The sequence below is a fragment of the Epilithonimonas sp. 33E genome, assembly GCF_059372615.1.
Genome location: NZ_CM182009.1, coordinates 2,440,584 through 2,457,064, shown reverse-complemented (window position 1 = coordinate 2,457,064; position 16,481 = coordinate 2,440,584). Strand labels below are relative to the sequence as shown.

The window sequence follows — 16,481 nt, the reverse complement described above, 5'->3', positions numbered from 1 at the left end:
AAAGCAACTGATTTCAGGTTTTTAATATTTGTTTAAGACAATTAATCAACGATAAATTTCGTGTTCAATTCTCCTGTTTTCAAGATGTAAACACCTTTTGAGAGATTTTTCAAGATAATTGTATTTCCGTTTTGAAAAGGATTTTCAATCGTTTGAACATTTTGTCCAACAGTATTGTAGATAAATGCCGTTTTGTATTGTTTCAAATCTTTATCTCCTGTTACCTGGATTGTATTACCTTTTACAGGATTAGGAGCAATTGTAAGATTCTTAGAGAATGAAGCGTCATCTACAGCCATTACAGTTCCCCAGATTTTTGCTATGAATTCAGGATGATCAACATAAGGGTTTCTGTTTCCCTGATATAAAGCAATAGCATTGTTTCTATCAATTTCTTTTTGGGAAATTGGGTCTTGCTGATGCCATCTTAGTAACATAGATAAAAACGGCTCAGCAAAAACCTTGAAAGTAGAACCGTCATACATATCATAACTGAATGTAGTGATCTGAGACTGATATCTTGTTGCAAAATAAAAATAGATGCGTGCAATATCACCTTTAAATTCATTAATAGGTTCAAAAACAGTTCCTGAATAACCATTTAATTTGCTTGAACCTAATTTTGATCCGTTCTTGGAAGTCCAGCTTGCTGTGCCAACTTCTCCGTATGGCCAGTTGCTCCTTTTTCCATTTACATATCCATCGGTAGGCAAGAGGTGATGATAATCGTTGTGCATTGGCGTGGCATCATTGAACGTTGATTTGGGTATAGAATGTTCTCTGTTATAGCATGAGCCTTCTCCACTGTAACTTCCACATTGATTTGTCACAATCGTATATTTATATGGATCCGTCCCGGTCGGGTTTTCTGAATAAACATCTAATACAGAATTATCATTTTCATAATACTTATCTCTATCTGCCGAAGCAAATACACTCCATCCATAACCTTTATCTTGGTGTCCACTTGTAGCAATTTGACTTAGTTTGGTTTTAAGTTGGGCTCCACTCAGTCCATCAGTTCCATCGTAATATCCTGTCGGAATCTGGGCTGAAATAATACCAAAAATCCCAATACAAAGTGTAAAAATATATTTTTTCATTTTAAAAAAATTAAGGGGGCTAAAGTTACTAAATATTATCTTAATAAATTAAATATTTGCAATAAATTACTGTAAATATTAATTTTATGATACTAATAGTAGAATATATCTCCATTATCAAAATAAAAGACAGAGCAATATTACTCTGTCTTTAAAAGTTTCTATTTCAGAAAAATTCTATTCTACAATGAACTTTGTATTTAATTCTCCAGTTTTAAGGATGTAAATCCCTTTTGGTAGATTTTTCAACGTAATTGTATTTCCGTTTTGGAAAGGATTTTCAATAGTCTGAACATTTTGTCCAACCATATTATAGATGAACGCCTTTTGGAATTTCTTAAGATCTTTGTCTCCTGTTACATTAATGATATTACCTTTTACCGGGTTTGGAGCAATTGTCAGATTCTTAGAAAAAGAAGCATCTTCTACTGCAAGTGGTGAAAGTCCCCAGATTTGAGTAACCCATTCTGGGTGATCTACAAAAGGATTTCTGTTTTTTTGATGTGCATATGCTGCATTGTTTCTTGCAATTTCTCTTTCAGAAACAGGGTCTTGCTGATGCCAAAGCAAAAGTAGGTTTAGTTCCCACGTTTGTAATCCTTGAGTTGGATTTGAAGGATTAAGAATATTTCCACTGGAGAATCCGGAAAGTTGAGATTGATATCTTGTCACAAAATATAACAAGCATCTTGCAACATCACCTTTGAATTCATTGATTGGTTCAAAAGCTGTCCCCGAGTATCCGCTGGTAGAGTTTGCTCCTAATTTAGAACCATTTTTGGATGTCCATGTAGGATTTGTTACTTTGCCATAAGGATAATTACTTCTCATGCCGTTCACTTTTCCATCCGTAGGAAGAATGTGAAGTAAGTCTGAAACCATAGGACTTTTACTTCCAAATAAGCTTTGTGGTACAGTGTGTTCTCTATTGTAGCAATCGCCTTCGTTACTGTAATTGCCACATTTTTTCTGCCCATGAATAAAATTGTAAGGATCTGTTCCGGTTGGATTCTCAGAATATATATCTAAGACAGAGCCGTCATTTTCATACCATTTATCGGTATCAGAACTTGGATATGCATCATAAAGTGCATCATAACTTTTAGTTTGATAACCTGCAGAGATTATCTCACTAAGTTTTGTTTTTAAAGCGTAACCAGAAAGTCCGGTCGCTGTGCTGTAATATCCTGTTGGTTCTTGTGCATTAATAAGACCAAAGAATCCTACAAAAAGGATAAAAATACATTTTTTCATTTCAAAAAATTAAGGGCGCTAAAGGTATAAAATAATTTCTCAAAAAAACCAAATTCTTTTTAACAATATAGTATGGATAGTATTAATTTATTAATAAATTTCTGATTAATAATTTAAAAAAAGAAAGTTATAATTGTCAAAAATAAAAAAGACAGAAAAAATATCTGCCTTTTTTTAACATCCTCGATTTAAAAATTATTCTACAATAAATTTAGTGTTTAATTCTCCGGTTTTAAGAATATAAACGCCTTTTGGAAGATTATTAAGAATAATTGTATTCCCGTTCTGGAAAGGGTTTTCGATAGTCTGAACACTTTGTCCAACCATGTTATAGATGAATGCTTTTTTGAACTGTTTCAAATCTTTGTCTCCTGTTATATTAATAATATTACCTTTTACAGGGTTTGGAGCAATTGTCAGATTTTTCGAAAAAGAAGTGTCATCTACAGCTAAAGGAGATTTTCCCCAGATTGCTTCTATCCATTCTGGGTGATCAATAAATGGATTTCTGTTTCCCTGGAAAGTGTATGCTGCATTGTTTCTATCGATTTCTTTTTGAGAAACCGGATCTTGTTCGCTCCATTTCAGCATCAGATTAAGGTACCATAATTGTAAACCTCTGTTTTTTGATCCGTCCAATGGGCTGGAAGCAGTCTGATATTGGCTAAAAGAAGTTAAATTATCTTCATATCTTGTCACAAAATATAAAGCCATCCTTGCAAAATCACCTTTAAATTCATTGACAGGCTCAAAAACCGATCCACTGTAACCAGGGACTTTACTTGGTCCTACTTTAGTGCCATTTCTAGATGTCCATGTTGGTGTAGATACTTCTCCATAAGGATAATCTCCTCTTTTCGAGTTAGTATAGCCATCTGTCGGAACAACAAAATGAATGTCATGCGACATTGGAACAGCATTTATTCCCCCAAAATATGTTTTTGGTATAGAGTGTTCCCTGTTATAGCAGCTTCCTTCTCCGGAATAACTTCCACATTGGTTTCCACCAGCAGAAACTTGTCCCCATTTGAATTCGTAGGGATCATTGCTTATTCCTGGTGTATTAGCTGCGGGATTTTCAGAATACATATCAATGATAGTTCCGTCATTTTCGTAATATTTATCAATATCGGTTGTTTTATATCCCAACCATAATCCACCTGTACCACTACCATAGCCCATATCTTTTGCTCCGTTAGTAATAATTTGAGCAAGTTTTGATTTTAAAGCATAACCAGTAAGGCCATTAGTTCCATCATAATATCCGGTTGGAATCTGGGAAAATCCTAAACTGAAAATACTGATAAACAGAATAAAAATAGATTTTTTCATTTCAATAAATTAAGAATGTAAAATTACTATTTAATCTTTTTTATTTTTGCTCAATACTTCATTTTTAAGTAAAAATTAAGTTAACATAACGTTGTGTTAATTTATTTTTTTGATAAATAATAGAATATTAGTTGAAATAATTCTTGGCCAAATAATACAATAAAAAAAGAACCAACAATAATTGGTTCTATGTATTTAATTGTTGTTGATTTTAGTTCTCAACGATATGTTTTTTGTTAACTTTTGAGAATAGCCAAGAGATAGACAATCCAAAAAACAATGCAATAGCTGAAACAATAAAATAATTAATCAATTCGATCTTTACCGGAAAAGCAAGACTCTCGCTCGCCTTGAAAAATCCTGTATTGATTTGTAAAAAACAGATAGCCGAACCAATAATTAAGCCACACAGGATTCCTAATAATACAATTAACAAACCTGTAAAGAAATAGATCAAGCGAAGATTTTTCATATTAAAACCCAAAGCAATCAACGATTTTGCCTGATCCTTTTTATCTAGCTGTAATATAGTAATGGCTCCAGCCAGATTGAATGTCGTGATGAAGATAACCAAACCGAAAATCAGATAGATCATCAGCTTCTCTGTATTGATCATTTTCCAGAATGCTGCATTTTCTTCAGATTTTGTATTGACTGTAATTTGATTTCCCAGTTCTTTGAGAAGATTCGATTTTACAAGGTCTGCCTTGGCCGGATTTTTTAGTTTGATTACAATCTGATAACACGCCGATTTTGAGAGTCCTAAAAGTTCCTGAGTCAGCTCAATTGGTGATATGATGTAATTGTCAATCTGGTCATTGCCTGGGAATATCCCTGTGACATAGATATCTTTCTTATTGAAAATGTCATTTTCCTGCTGGATAATTCCTTTTCCAGGTTTAGGCATCAGAATCGTTGCAAAATCCTGACTGGAGTTAACGGGTAACGAAAGTCTGTTATCCAGACCATTTTCCATAATAACTTCATTACTGTATTTGAAGTCAGGATACTTCCCGTAAAATATATTGTCATTAATGGGATTCACATTGGTGTAAGCAGAATCCACACCACGCAGATAAGCAATCTCGCCGTTATCCTTGTAACCGAGGTATACTTTTTCTTCTATTACTTTGGAAAAATGAGCAATATCTTGGTTGTTACGGAGTGCTTTTTGGATTTTATCAATCTCAGGCAGAACCTTTCCTGTTTTACTTTTAATGGTAAGATCAGCGTGGAGATTAGCGATCATTTGCTTGTTCATCTCTTCCAGACCGGAGAAAACGGATATGATAATAAACATTGCCGCGACTGCCGCTACCATTGCAAATGCTGCCAGCCAGGTAATAAAAGTTACTGCTGTACTGCCTTTTCGGGCAATCAGATAACGCGATGCTATGTAAAAAGCATTTTTCAATACTACAGGATTGGATTGTCGCCTTCGCCTCTCAGTTCTTTTTCTATGCGCTCTACATCATCCAGGCTTGTATCGATATAGAAAACCAATTGCGGGATGATACGAACCTGCTTAGACATTTTTTGCCCCAGATAATTACGGTAAAAAGCATTATTCTCATTGATTTCCTTCATAATGGGCTTCCTCAATTCCGCAGGGAAAATGCTAAGGTATATTTTTGCAATCCCCAGATCAGGAGTGACTTTAACATCAGAAACCGACACCAAGAAGCTGCTTTGCTGGCTTTCCGATGCTTGTTTACGGAAGATTTCTGCCATATCTTCCTGAATAATTTGCGCTACTTTTCTTTGTCTGTTGCTTTCCATAAATGCTGCAAATTTAGTGTTTTTATTTTGATTTTTTTGGAGCTGTTTCCCGCTTTGCGCTCATACTCCTCACGCCCAGGCTTTCCCAAAGCTTGTTGCGGGGTAACCGCTGCAATCGGGGCTAGGGATTTTGTCGTCATACATCTGTTTGCATAACAAATACATCTTCAGTTATTAATTCAGCAACCATATCAAAGCTTGTTTCAGCTCTCGTTTCCAGTAACTTTCGGAGTGCGTTCCATCTTCATCTATTTTTACAATGATGTTTTTCTCCGGAACAGATTTTTTGATCAGTGCCTGATATACAATTGCAATTTCCGGAGCCATTGTTTCATCTTCGTTTTTGCCTGCCACGAAATAAAATTTAGAATTCTTTAGATTGTTATGGTTTTTATTCAGATAAATTTTCAGGTCTTTCGAAACAAACCAGAATGCCGGGCTGAAAATTCCGGCTTTTCCAAAAACAGCAGGATATTTGACAGAAGCATAAAGCGAAATCAACCCGCCCATAGAACTTCCCATAATCAACGTTTTTGAAGCCTGTTTCTGCGTTTTGTAAGTTTTATCAATATAAGGTTTCAGGGTTTTTGCCAAAAAATCGGTATAAAGATCACCTTCGCCTTTGGTTTTGTATTTATCATTATTCCATGGCGAATATTCGGCTAGTCTGCTTTCTCCGCCATTATCAATTCCGATGACTATGGCAGATTTTCCGGTTGCTTTGTAGATATCATTCAGGGTTTCATCCACGCTCCATTCTCCGGAAAAGCTAGTGAATTCATCAAAAAGATTTTGCCCATCATGCATATAGATTACGGGATATCTCTTGCTGGAAGTTTCATAATCGGGCGGAAGATATATCCAAATCTTTCTGGTTGTATTAAGTTGTGGGATTTTAAAATTCTCACTTAATATTTTGACATTCGAAGCCGCAGTATGTTTTTTCTCTTTTGGTTGCGCCCAGTTTTGGATTTTTAATTCAACAGTTTTTGAAGAGTTAGAAACTTCCAGGACTCTGTTTGGAGAGTCTTCTGCTGTTTCCCAATTTCCCTGAGTGATTTTATATTCTATTTTTTGTGAAGGATTCGGGATCGTTAACGTGTAAAATCCATTAATCTTTGTGAATTCAAATTGCTGATCACCCGGATTCCAATTATTAAGGCTGGAAGCCAAAAATATTCTTGAATTTTCTTTGTTTTCAGGGAGCTTTGTGATCTTAAAAATGATTTGAGCATTCATAATCCAAGATATCAAGACTAAAAGTGCTGATGACAATCTTTTTAGAGGCAGCTGATTACCGGGCATATTGGGTTTGTGATTTGATGAATTCCAAAGTTTTTTCAGCAACATCTTTTGCTTCATTCAAATTGATATTGCTGAATGTGTGTTTCGCATTATCAAGTATAAAGTACTGGTGATATACATTGTTTTCCTCCAGAACATCTGATAACAGTTGGGATTGTGAAATATCAACAACGCTGTCTCCGCTTCCGTGAAAAATAAGTGTAGGCACTGTTTTTTCTGTTATATAAGTAATAGGAGAGAGTTCTTCGCATCTTTTGATGGCTTTTTCTTTTTGAGTTTTGATGTCAAAACCGGTCAGCTGCAATATTTTTTGATGTCTTGTTTTATAAGTTTTGGGATAGTACATCCTGAATGCTTCTAACAAGAGTATGTTCGCATCGGTTTTAAAAAGCTCATTAAGATCAGATGGTCCGTAAAAGTTCACAACATATTTCAGTTGAGGAGATTCTGTTGTTTCCTTCTCTTGATTATAAGCGGTTAACATTGCGATATGGGCTCCTGAAGATCCGCCCCAAACACCAATATTATCGGTGTCGAACTTATATTTTTCAGCATTGTCTCTAATCCATGTCAAAACATCTTTGCAATCTTGCAGGGTTTTCTCAAGGTGTGTGTTGCTGTCGATATTTGTAAAATTGATGCTGATAACGTTGTAACCATTGTCTACCAATTCTTTTAAAACATATTCTCGGAAGTTTTGTCGAACTACACTTTTGTCACCGATTACCCATGCGCCACCGTGAATGAACACGACTACTGGTGATTTTTCTTTTCTCAGATTCTTTGGCTGATAAACGTCCAGTTTCAGAGGTTTTTCATCAGATGTGATTTTGTATATTATATCTTTTTGAAGGTTGAAATTTTGAACCAATTTTGGCAATTGTATGTCCGAATTTACTTTTGCCGAGCTCAACTTATAACTTAGAAAACTGAGAATAATTAAAGAAAAAACAAGTATAACTCTGTATTTGGCCTTCATTTAAAATGTATTGCATCTCAAATATAAATAAATTTCCGTCCTGACATTATGTTAAATTTTGATTTTATGAAAAATTTAAGGTTTTGTTTCCGCTTTGCACAGCTATGTTTTGTAAATTTGGGTCACTTTTAATTAATTTCTTATTGGAAGAAATTATAATTCAAAATCAATTTTTACAATGACAACAAAATACGAACAAATTCCTAGTTCTCTTTTTGTAAAAAACAGAAAGAAGTTTGCAGAAAAACTTTTACCAAAATCTTTAGCCGTTTTTAACTCAAACGACATTTATCCGATCAGTGCGGATTCTACAATGCCTTTCCAGCAGCATCGCGATATTTTTTATCTGAGTGGCGTTGATCAGGAAGAGAGTATTTTGGTGATTTTTCCTGATGCTTATCTGGAAGAGAACAGAGAAATTTTGTTTTTACGGGAAACGAATGATCATATTGCTGTTTGGGAAGGGGAAAAATTGTCAAAAGACCAGGCTTATGAAGTTTCAGGAATCAAAACGGTTTATTGGCTAAGTGATTTTGATAAAATTTTCAAATCATTGATGTATGAAGCGGAAAATGTTTATCTGAACAAGAATGAACATTACAGAAGTGCCGTTGAAACCGAACTGAGAGAAGACCGGTTCATTAAAAAAGTGCAGGCAGAGTTTCCAATGCATAACTATAAAAGAAGTAATCCGATACTTCAGCGTTTAAGAAGCATCAAAGAACCGGAAGAGTTGGCATTAATCCAAAATGCCTGCAATATTACGGAAAAAGGAATCAGAAGATTGTTAAGCTTTGTAAAACCAGGTGTTTGGGAATACGAGATTGAAGCCGAATTAATCCACGAATTTGTAAGAAACAGAAGCAAAGGTTTTGCTTACACCCCAATCATTGCAAGTGGAAATAATGCGAATGTTCTTCATTATATCGCTAATAATATGCAGTGTAAAGAAGGCGATTTAATTCTTTTGGATGTAGGCGCAGAATATGCGAATTACTCTAGTGACTTGACCAGAACTATTCCTGTCAGCGGAAAATATTCTGAAAGACAAAAGGAAATTTATAATTCGGTTTTGAGATGTAAAGTTGAAGCTGAAGACAGATTAGTTGCTGGCAATAACTGGCACAGGTTCCATAAAGAAATGGGAGAGGTTTATACGTCGGAATTGCTTCAGTTAGGATTGATCGATAAGGCCGATGTTCAGAATGAAGATCCGAAATGGCCAGCATATAAAAAATATATGATGCATGGAACATCTCATCACATGGGACTAGACACACATGATTATGGGATCCTGACAGATGATTTTGTAGAAAATATGGTCTTTACAAACGAGCCTGGCTTCTATATTCCAGCGGAAGGATTTGGTGTGAGAATCGAGGATGATTACGTCATCCAATCTTCAGGAAAGCCATTTAATCTGATGGCGAATATTCCTATAACTGTAGAAGAAATTGAAGATGTAATGAATTCTTAAAATATCAAATTTTAAACAAACATAAAAATCCCGGACATCATTTGATGTTCGGGATTTTATTTAATACTAAAATTTTTACTTTTTGAAAAATTCCATCAGATCTAGATAGTTTTTCTGGTTAACGCCGTGTCCGCTCATGTATTCCCGGAAAGAAAAATAAGCGCTCAGATCATACAAAATTTCCGCAGCTTTTCTTCCCCAGTCTATAGGAATTACAGCATCTTCCATACCGTGAGAGATAAAAAAACGTAGATTTTCATATTTCTTTTTATCCTTCACTATATTTCTAAGCATTTTCTCTTCCGGAAAACTGCTGAGACACGCAATTTTTGAAAATAAATCCGGGTATTGCAAAGCCAGAGAATAAACAATGATGCCACCCTGGCTGAAACCACAAAGATGAGTTGGATTGTTAGTTAGTCCATATCTGTTGGTCACGGACATAATATTTTCCATAACCAGTTTCACTGCTTCGTTGCCTTCATTTTCATCCAGAAAATTCGATGGATTATTAAAATCTATATCAAACCACGCATATCCGCCGTAATTTGAGTTTTTAGGAGCACGGAAACTCACAACTAGCCAGTCCTCCGGCAGAGTAGGCACAAAGTTAAACAGATCCTCCTCATTGCTCCCATACCCATGAAGCATAAATAATATTGGTGTTTCAGGTGTGATATTCTGTGGTTCTCGGACCAGATATTGTAATTCCATAAGTGTGCAAATATAACCAAAAGCACCATTTTATGAATATTAAATTATTGTGTTTTCAAGACCTCATCTAAAAATTAAAACACTAATTTTGCGTGACAAAAATTTCTATTTATCAATGGACAAAATACCTAGTGTAGATCTGCGTGATTTCCTTTCGGACAACCCGGAACGCAAACAGAAATTTGTAAATGAAATCGGAAAAGCTTATGAAGAAATTGGTTTTGTAGCCCTCAAAGGACATTTCCTTGATGATAAGCTTGTGAGTGAATTGTATGGAGAAGTGAAAAACTTTTTTGACCTTCCCGTGGAAACGAAACAGAAGTATGAGATCCCCGGCATCGGAGGGCAAAGAGGTTATGTAGGTTTCGGAAAAGAAACGGCTAAAGGTTTTAAAAAAGGAGATTTGAAAGAATTTTGGCATTTTGGACAATATGTTTCAGATGATTCAAAATACAAAAACGAATATCCTGACAATGTCATCGTGGAGGAACTTCCGAAGTTCAATGAAGTAGGTAAGGAGACTTATCAGATGCTTGAAAAAACAGGGAAATATGTTTTGAGAGCTTTGGCTTTATATCTTGATCTGGATGAATTTTATTTTGATGATAAAATAGCTGAAGGGAATTCTATCCTTAGACCTATTCATTATCCGCCGATTACAGAAGAACCGGACGATGCTGTGAGAGCTGCTGCTCACGGAGACATCAACTTAATCACGCTTCTAATGGGTTCTCAAGGAAAAGGCCTTCAGGTTCAGAATCACAATGGCGATTGGATTGATGCTATTGCTGAGCCAGATGAGCTGGTGATCAACGTAGGTGATATGTTGTCAAGACATACCAATAATAAACTGAAATCTACGATTCACCGGGTAGTGAATCCGCCAAGAGAATTGTGGGGAACTTCAAGATATTCGATTCCGTTCTTTATGCATCCTGTAAGTGATATGCCTTTGGATGTGCTGGAGAATTGTGTGGATGAAAATAATCCGAAATTATATCCTGATGCAACAGCAGGAGAATTTTTAAGAGAAAGACTAATTGAATTAGGTCTGATAAAAATCTAATTGGGATTATATTCAAGACAAAAAACCGTTGAAAATTCAACGGTATTTTTATTTATTTAAAATCTAATTTTTTTTAAACTGCTTTTACAATAAAGTAATTTTTCTTTCCTTTTTGCAGAAGAAGGAATTTTCCATCAATCAAATCACTTTCAGAGATCGAGAAATCTTCACCAACTTTAGTTTTATTAACAGAGATTGCATTCCCTGTCAATTCTCTTTTGGCTTCACCTTTAGATTTTAGAAAACCTATTTTTTCGGAAATCAAATCAACGATATTGCTTCCAATAACTTCTGATTTTGCGATGTCTTTTTGAGGGACACCATCAAAAATCTGAAGGAATAATTCCTCATCAAGACTTACAAGATCTTCCGCGGTCGATTGTCCGAAAAGAATCTGGGATGCTTTCAATGCTTTTTCATATTCCGCCTGTCCATGCACCCAGACCGTCACTTCTTCAGCCAGTTTTTTCTGAAGTTTTCTTTCGTGCGCTGCTGTTTTATGTTCTTCAACCAGAGCTTCGATCTCTTCTTTTGGAAGGAACGTGTAGAATTTGATGAAACGTTCTGCATCATCGTCAGTGGCATTCAGCCAGAACTGATAGAATTTGTAAGGTGAAGTTTTCTTCGCGTCTAACCAATAGTTTTCACCGCTTTCGGACTTTCCGAATTTGGAACCATCTGCTTTTGTAATCAACGGAACAGTTAAAGCGTAAGCTTCACCTTGTGCTTTTCTTCTGATTAATTCTGTTCCTGTTGTGATATTTCCCCACTGATCAGAACCTCCCATCTGAAGCTTAACACCATTGTTCTGATAAAGATGAAGGTAATCGTAACCTTGTAAAAGCTGATACGTGAATTCCGTAAAACTCATTCCGTCAACACCGGAATCTCCTGAAAAACGTTTCTTTACGGAGTCTTTGGCCATCATATAATTGACAGTAATATGTTTTCCGATGTTTTTCGCAAAATCAAGGAAAGTGAAATCCTTCATCCAATCATAATTGTTCACAAGGATTGCTTTGTTATCGCCATCACCGTCAAATTTCAGGAATCTGGATAACTGGTTTTTCAGACAATCAACGTAATAGAGTAACGTTTCTTCGCTCAAAAGATTACGTTCTGCAGATTTCCCGGAAGGATCTCCAATCATTCCTGTTGCGCCTCCAACCAAAGCAATCGGCTGATGACCGTGCTGCTGAAAGTGAGCCAGGATCTTGATCTGGATAAGACTTCCGATATGCAAAGAATCCGCAGTTGGATCAAATCCAATGTAAGCTTTTGTCATCTCTTTATTCAGTTGATCTTCCGTTCCCGGCGTCATGTCAGAAAAAAGTCCGCGCCATTTCAGCTCTTCTATAAATGCATTCATTGTCTAAAAAATTTTAGGGGCAAAGATAAGAATAACTAACTGTATTTGGTTTTATCTTTTGAAATTATTGAGTGTATTCAATTTAGGTTGATAATACCTTGGCTGTCCTACAATGTTAACCAATGGAGTTTCAGGAATTATTAATTAAAAATCACCATGTTTTTGAAATTGATTTAGATTTTAATCCCGTAACTTTGCGATTATGAATCAGGATACTATTTGTGCGCTGGCAACGGCTAATGGAATCGGAGCAATTGGAATCATCAGGGTTTCCGGCAGCCAATCTTTCGAAATTGTTAATAAAATTTTCACAGGGAAAAATCTGGAAAAAGTGAAATCTCACACCATCCATTATGGTTTCATCAAGGATGAAGAAGAAACGATTGATGAGGTAATGGTTTCTGTTTTTCACGCTCCGAAAACTTTTACGACCGAAAATTCTGTAGAGATATCTTTCCATGGCTCACCTTATATAGGGAAAAAAATTCTTGAAGCTTTAATTAAAAACGGAGCAAGAATGGCAAAAGCAGGAGAATTTACGATGCGCGCTTTCATGAATGGCAGAATCGATCTGTCTCAGGCCGAATCTATTGCAGATCTTATTGCATCTGAAAATGAAGCATCCCGAAAAGTAGCCCTGAATCAATTGAAAGGTGGAATTTCCAATGAGATTTCATTCCTGCGAAATGACTTGTTGAACTTCACATCTTTAATTGAACTGGAACTTGATTTTGCAGAAGAAGATGTTGAATTTGCTGACAGAACAGCTCTTAAATCCTTACTTTATAAAATCGAAGACAAATTGAATTCTTTGATTGAAAGTTTCCAATACGGTAATGCAATTAAAAATGGAACTGCTGTTGCCATTATCGGGAAACCAAATGCCGGAAAATCCACACTTCTTAATGCACTGTTGAAAGAAGAAAGAGCGATTGTAAGCAACATCGCAGGAACAACACGAGATACAATTGAAGAAATCCTGCACATCAAAGGACATGCTTTCCGATTAATTGATACGGCTGGTTTGCGCGAAACTGATGACGAAATTGAAGCGATTGGTGTAAAAAAGGCAAAAGAGAAAGTTGAAAATGCAGAAATTTTGGTGTATTTGGCTGATGCAGGAACCGAGGATTTTTCTGAAGATGTTGAAATGATAAAATCCTTATTGAGAGATGGTCTGAAGTTGATTATCTGTGCTACAAAAATTGATGAGGTTATTCCGACCCAATATGAAAAGTTAGAGCAGATTTTCAGAAACGAAATCTCGACTGATTTTGATTTTATAAAAATTTCGGCAGTGGAAAATCAAAATATTCAGGATTTAAAAAACGAATTATCTTCTTATGTTGAGCATTTGAAATCTGAAGAAGGAAATGTTGTCATTACCAATCAACGTCATTACGAGGCTTTACAAAAGTCTCTGAACTCGGTTAAGCAAGTTGATGACGCTGTAAGTTCACAAATTACAACAGAACTTTTGGCCTATGAACTGAGAAACGCTTTGGAATATCTTGGTGAAATTTCGGGTGAATTTAGCAATGATGAGATATTAGGGAATATTTTTAGTAAGTTTTGTATCGGAAAGTAACCGCCATTTTCTAATCACTATAATACAACCAGTCAAAGGAATCAAAGAAAAAGGGACCAAAAGGCAATATTTTAATTTTGAAGAATTGCAGAAACTTGCGAAAATCTAGTGTTATTCGGCTTAGTCGATTCTTTGGGATGGTTTATGCCACTTATTGTCGTATTTGTAGCTTATACTTTTGTGGCATTTGAAGCGATAGCCGACGAAATTGAGGAACCTTTTGGAACTGATGCCAATGATTTAGCCTTAAACAGCATGTGCATCATGATCGACGAGACCATTCATGAAATCGTGGGAGAACATATTGCTGTTTTCCGGAAAATAACTCAGAATATTATTGATTAGCATTAAAAAAATGATTATTCCTTAATGATTTAAAATAAGAAATTATCCTTCATTACATTTTTTGAATGCCATCTTTTAAAGAAAACACTTCCTTTTCAGGAAAAATCTTCTTGATTTTTCTCACCGCCTCTGCACTGCGTTTCCCGGATAAGCAATAAATTAAAATAGGTTTCTCACAATCGGAAATATAATCTGAATGATCTGGTAATTCTTCTACGGGAATATTGATTCCACCGATATTAAACTGTTCATGTTCCTGTGCTGTGCGGACATCTATGATTTCAAAAAGATCTTTCTTCTGCATCAGTTGTTCACACGTAATAGTTTTCACAGTTTGGGATAAACCTGTAATCTGTACGGAAGTTTTTCTTAATCTGATAATCTGGGTTTTGCCGTTCAGAACATTCATCATCCATAACTTTCCTGCCAATAAATCTTCAGGATTTGTAAAATATTTTATGGCTTCATTAGCCTGCATGCATCCGACAATCCCTGCCAGTGTAGGCAAGACACCACCTTCTCTGCAGTTTGGAACCTGTGATTCTTCTGCATTCGGGAAAACATCACGGTAATTGGGAGAGTAAGTGCCGTCTTTTTGTAAAACATTCCAGATGCTTACCTGACCTTCGTATTGATAAATGGCGCCATAGACCAAAGGTTTTCCCGTCAGTACACAAGCGTCGCTCAGCAGACATTTTGTTTCAAAATTATCAGTTCCTTCAATAATCAAATCAAATTCAGAAATCAAATCCATTACGTTGTCGGAGGTTACCCGAAAATTAAACGGAATTATTTTTACCGACGGATTTTGCTGCTGTAATTTTGTTGTGGCAATGTCAACTTTTAATTTTCCGATATCTTCCGGAGCATATAAAATCTGGCGGTGCAGATTGCTTTCGGAGACGGTATCATCATCGGCAAGACCAATGGTTCCTATCCCTGAAGAAACCAGGTATTGCGCCGAAGGACAGCCAAGACCGCCCATTCCCACAATCAGGACTTTAGCGTTTTTGAGAAGTTCCTGGGAGGAAATCCCAAATCCGGGTAAAGCCATCTGGCAATGATAACGTTCAAGCGGGTGACTCATATTCTTTCAATTAAATATGTTTTCTTAAAATATCCTGTGCTTTTGCCACATCTTCAGGTGTATTTACGTTCATTAAAGAATCGGGGTTGCCTGGTTTCAGGATTAAAGTATCACTGTTGATCAGAACTTTCCTTGGGCAGGTAATTCCTGATCCTAAAAAATTGAGAAGCAAAGGATAGCTTTTGGGTTCCCAAATCGTAATCAACGGCTCGGGTAAACCATCAAAAGGACTTTCATAAGTGGTGGCTGCTTTTTCTATATTCCTGTTTTCAATTAGAAACTCTAATGATTTTTCATCCAACAAAGGTAAATCGCAGGCAACGACCAACCATGCCTTATCTCTTTGAGAACGCAACGCCGAAAGTATTCCACCGAAAGGTCCCATATTCAGAAAAGTATCGGTGAGGGCATTGTAATTTGGATCAAAATTTTCCAGCTGGTCTTGCCTGCAGGAAATAAAAACCTCGTCACAAAACGGAGCTAAAAGATCAGCCGCATAATACCGCTGCTCTTTTCCATGCCAGTTGATTTTATCTTTAGGGTTTCCCATTCGCCGGCTTTTTCCTCCCGCGAGTACCAATCCGTAGAGTTTTGGGAAATTACTCTCTTTTGAAATCATTTTTTCCTCCGGATTTTTCGGTGAGTTGTATTTCTTTGATTACGATGTCATGACTCATCGCTTTGCACATATCATAAATGGTAAGTGCGGCAACAGATGCGCCTGTCAATGCTTCCATTTCGATGCCTGTTTTAGCTTCGATTTCAGCAGTACAATAGATTTCAATTTCATTTTGAGTGTTGATTTCAATATCTATTTCACAGTTGTCCATGCCAATAGGATGACAGAGCGGAATCAGTTCTCCTGTTTTTTTTGCAGCCATTATCCCTGCAATGATGGCGGTTTGGAAAACAGAACCTTTTTTAGTTTTAAAATCATCTTTTTGAAGCGCTTCCAGAATAGGTTCAGGAAGTATCACAATGGCTTTGGCAGTTGCTTTCCGGTGGGTAACCTTTTTACTGCCTACATTCACCATACCCGGCTGTTCTTTTTTATTAAGATGTGAAAAATTTGTCATGATTACA

Annotated in this window: 16 protein-coding genes; 4 read left to right on the top strand and 12 right to left on the bottom strand. The window is 36.1% G+C overall.

Annotated elements, in window-relative coordinates; all coding sequences use genetic code 11:
* Nucleotides 1-41: 41 nt before the first annotated feature.
* The 7 genes from AC5P2S_RS11225 to AC5P2S_RS11195 form a co-directional block, all read right to left on the bottom strand.
* Entirely contained in the window at nucleotides 42-1,103 is a 1,062-nt protein-coding gene (locus AC5P2S_RS11225; protein ID WP_494554894.1) for an endonuclease, read from the bottom strand.
* A 177-nt stretch (nucleotides 1,104-1,280) separates the two neighbouring features.
* Entirely contained in the window at nucleotides 1,281-2,357 is a 1,077-nt protein-coding gene (locus AC5P2S_RS11220; protein WP_494554893.1) for an endonuclease, read from the bottom strand.
* Between the two features lie 195 nt (nucleotides 2,358-2,552).
* Nucleotides 2,553-3,689 carry an endonuclease gene (locus AC5P2S_RS11215; protein ID WP_494554892.1) on the bottom strand — a complete coding sequence of 379 codons (1,137 nt, stop codon included), beginning with the start codon at nucleotides 3,687-3,689 and terminating at the stop codon, nucleotides 2,553-2,555.
* Nucleotides 3,690-3,900: 211 nt separating this feature from the next.
* Nucleotides 3,901-5,103: an ABC transporter permease gene (locus AC5P2S_RS11210; protein ID WP_494554891.1), complete on the bottom strand. Its 1,203-nt coding sequence runs from the start codon at nucleotides 5,101-5,103 to the stop codon at nucleotides 3,901-3,903.
* 2 nt (nucleotides 5,104-5,105) lie between these two features.
* The gene (rbfA, locus tag AC5P2S_RS11205; RefSeq protein WP_283417941.1) at nucleotides 5,106-5,468 is read right to left on the bottom strand and encodes a 30S ribosome-binding factor RbfA; all 363 of its coding nucleotides are present in this window, start codon (nucleotides 5,466-5,468) and stop codon (nucleotides 5,106-5,108) included.
* A gap of 174 nt (nucleotides 5,469-5,642) precedes the next feature.
* Complete coding sequence (locus AC5P2S_RS11200) at nucleotides 5,643-6,707, bottom strand: alpha/beta hydrolase (RefSeq protein ID WP_494554890.1); 1,065 nt, start codon at nucleotides 6,705-6,707, stop codon at nucleotides 5,643-5,645.
* A 55-nt stretch (nucleotides 6,708-6,762) separates the two neighbouring features.
* A complete protein-coding gene (locus AC5P2S_RS11195) occupies nucleotides 6,763-7,752 on the bottom strand; it encodes an alpha/beta hydrolase fold domain-containing protein (protein WP_494554889.1) in 990 nt (329 codons plus the stop codon).
* A gap of 178 nt (nucleotides 7,753-7,930) precedes the next feature.
* On the opposite strand from AC5P2S_RS11195, the gene AC5P2S_RS11190 reads away from it, so the two are divergent.
* A complete protein-coding gene (locus tag AC5P2S_RS11190) occupies nucleotides 7,931-9,229 on the top strand; it encodes an aminopeptidase P family protein (protein ID WP_283417944.1) in 1,299 nt (432 codons plus the stop codon).
* Nucleotides 9,230-9,304: 75 nt separating this feature from the next.
* Here AC5P2S_RS11190 and AC5P2S_RS11185 read toward each other — a convergent pair whose 3' ends face one another.
* Nucleotides 9,305-9,943, bottom strand: coding sequence for an alpha/beta hydrolase (locus AC5P2S_RS11185; RefSeq protein ID WP_283417945.1), 639 nt, complete (start codon nucleotides 9,941-9,943; stop codon nucleotides 9,305-9,307).
* 115 nt (nucleotides 9,944-10,058) lie between these two features.
* Here AC5P2S_RS11185 and AC5P2S_RS11180 point away from each other — a divergent pair, with 115 nt between their 5' ends.
* The gene (locus AC5P2S_RS11180; RefSeq protein ID WP_283417946.1) at nucleotides 10,059-11,009 is read left to right on the top strand and encodes an isopenicillin N synthase family dioxygenase; all 951 of its coding nucleotides are present in this window, start codon (nucleotides 10,059-10,061) and stop codon (nucleotides 11,007-11,009) included.
* A 73-nt stretch (nucleotides 11,010-11,082) separates the two neighbouring features.
* Here AC5P2S_RS11180 and tyrS read toward each other — a convergent pair whose 3' ends face one another.
* The gene (tyrS, locus tag AC5P2S_RS11175; protein WP_494554888.1) at nucleotides 11,083-12,378 is read right to left on the bottom strand and encodes a tyrosine--tRNA ligase; all 1,296 of its coding nucleotides are present in this window, start codon (nucleotides 12,376-12,378) and stop codon (nucleotides 11,083-11,085) included.
* A 202-nt stretch (nucleotides 12,379-12,580) separates the two neighbouring features.
* On the opposite strand from tyrS, the gene mnmE reads away from it, so the two are divergent.
* Nucleotides 12,581-13,966 carry a tRNA uridine-5-carboxymethylaminomethyl(34) synthesis GTPase MnmE gene (gene mnmE, locus AC5P2S_RS11170; protein WP_494554887.1) on the top strand — a complete coding sequence of 462 codons (1,386 nt, stop codon included), beginning with the start codon at nucleotides 12,581-12,583 and terminating at the stop codon, nucleotides 13,964-13,966.
* A 108-nt stretch (nucleotides 13,967-14,074) separates the two neighbouring features.
* The gene (locus AC5P2S_RS11165; protein ID WP_494554886.1) at nucleotides 14,075-14,311 is read left to right on the top strand and encodes a hypothetical protein; all 237 of its coding nucleotides are present in this window, start codon (nucleotides 14,075-14,077) and stop codon (nucleotides 14,309-14,311) included.
* A gap of 52 nt (nucleotides 14,312-14,363) precedes the next feature.
* Here AC5P2S_RS11165 and AC5P2S_RS11160 read toward each other — a convergent pair whose 3' ends face one another.
* From AC5P2S_RS11160 to moaC, 3 genes are read right to left on the bottom strand one after another with little or no spacing between them, the layout of a single operon-like run.
* Entirely contained in the window at nucleotides 14,364-15,398 is a 1,035-nt protein-coding gene (locus AC5P2S_RS11160; RefSeq protein ID WP_494554885.1) for a ThiF family adenylyltransferase, read from the bottom strand.
* Between the two features lie 10 nt (nucleotides 15,399-15,408).
* Entirely contained in the window at nucleotides 15,409-16,017 is a 609-nt protein-coding gene (locus AC5P2S_RS11155) for an NTP transferase domain-containing protein (RefSeq protein ID WP_494554884.1), read from the bottom strand.
* Nucleotides 15,998-16,474 (bottom strand): cyclic pyranopterin monophosphate synthase MoaC, encoded by a 477-nt coding sequence (moaC, locus tag AC5P2S_RS11150; RefSeq protein ID WP_494554883.1) that lies wholly within the window; start codon nucleotides 16,472-16,474, stop codon nucleotides 15,998-16,000. The genes AC5P2S_RS11155 and moaC overlap by 20 nt, the downstream gene beginning before the upstream one ends.
* Between the last annotated feature and the right edge of the window lie 7 nt (nucleotides 16,475-16,481).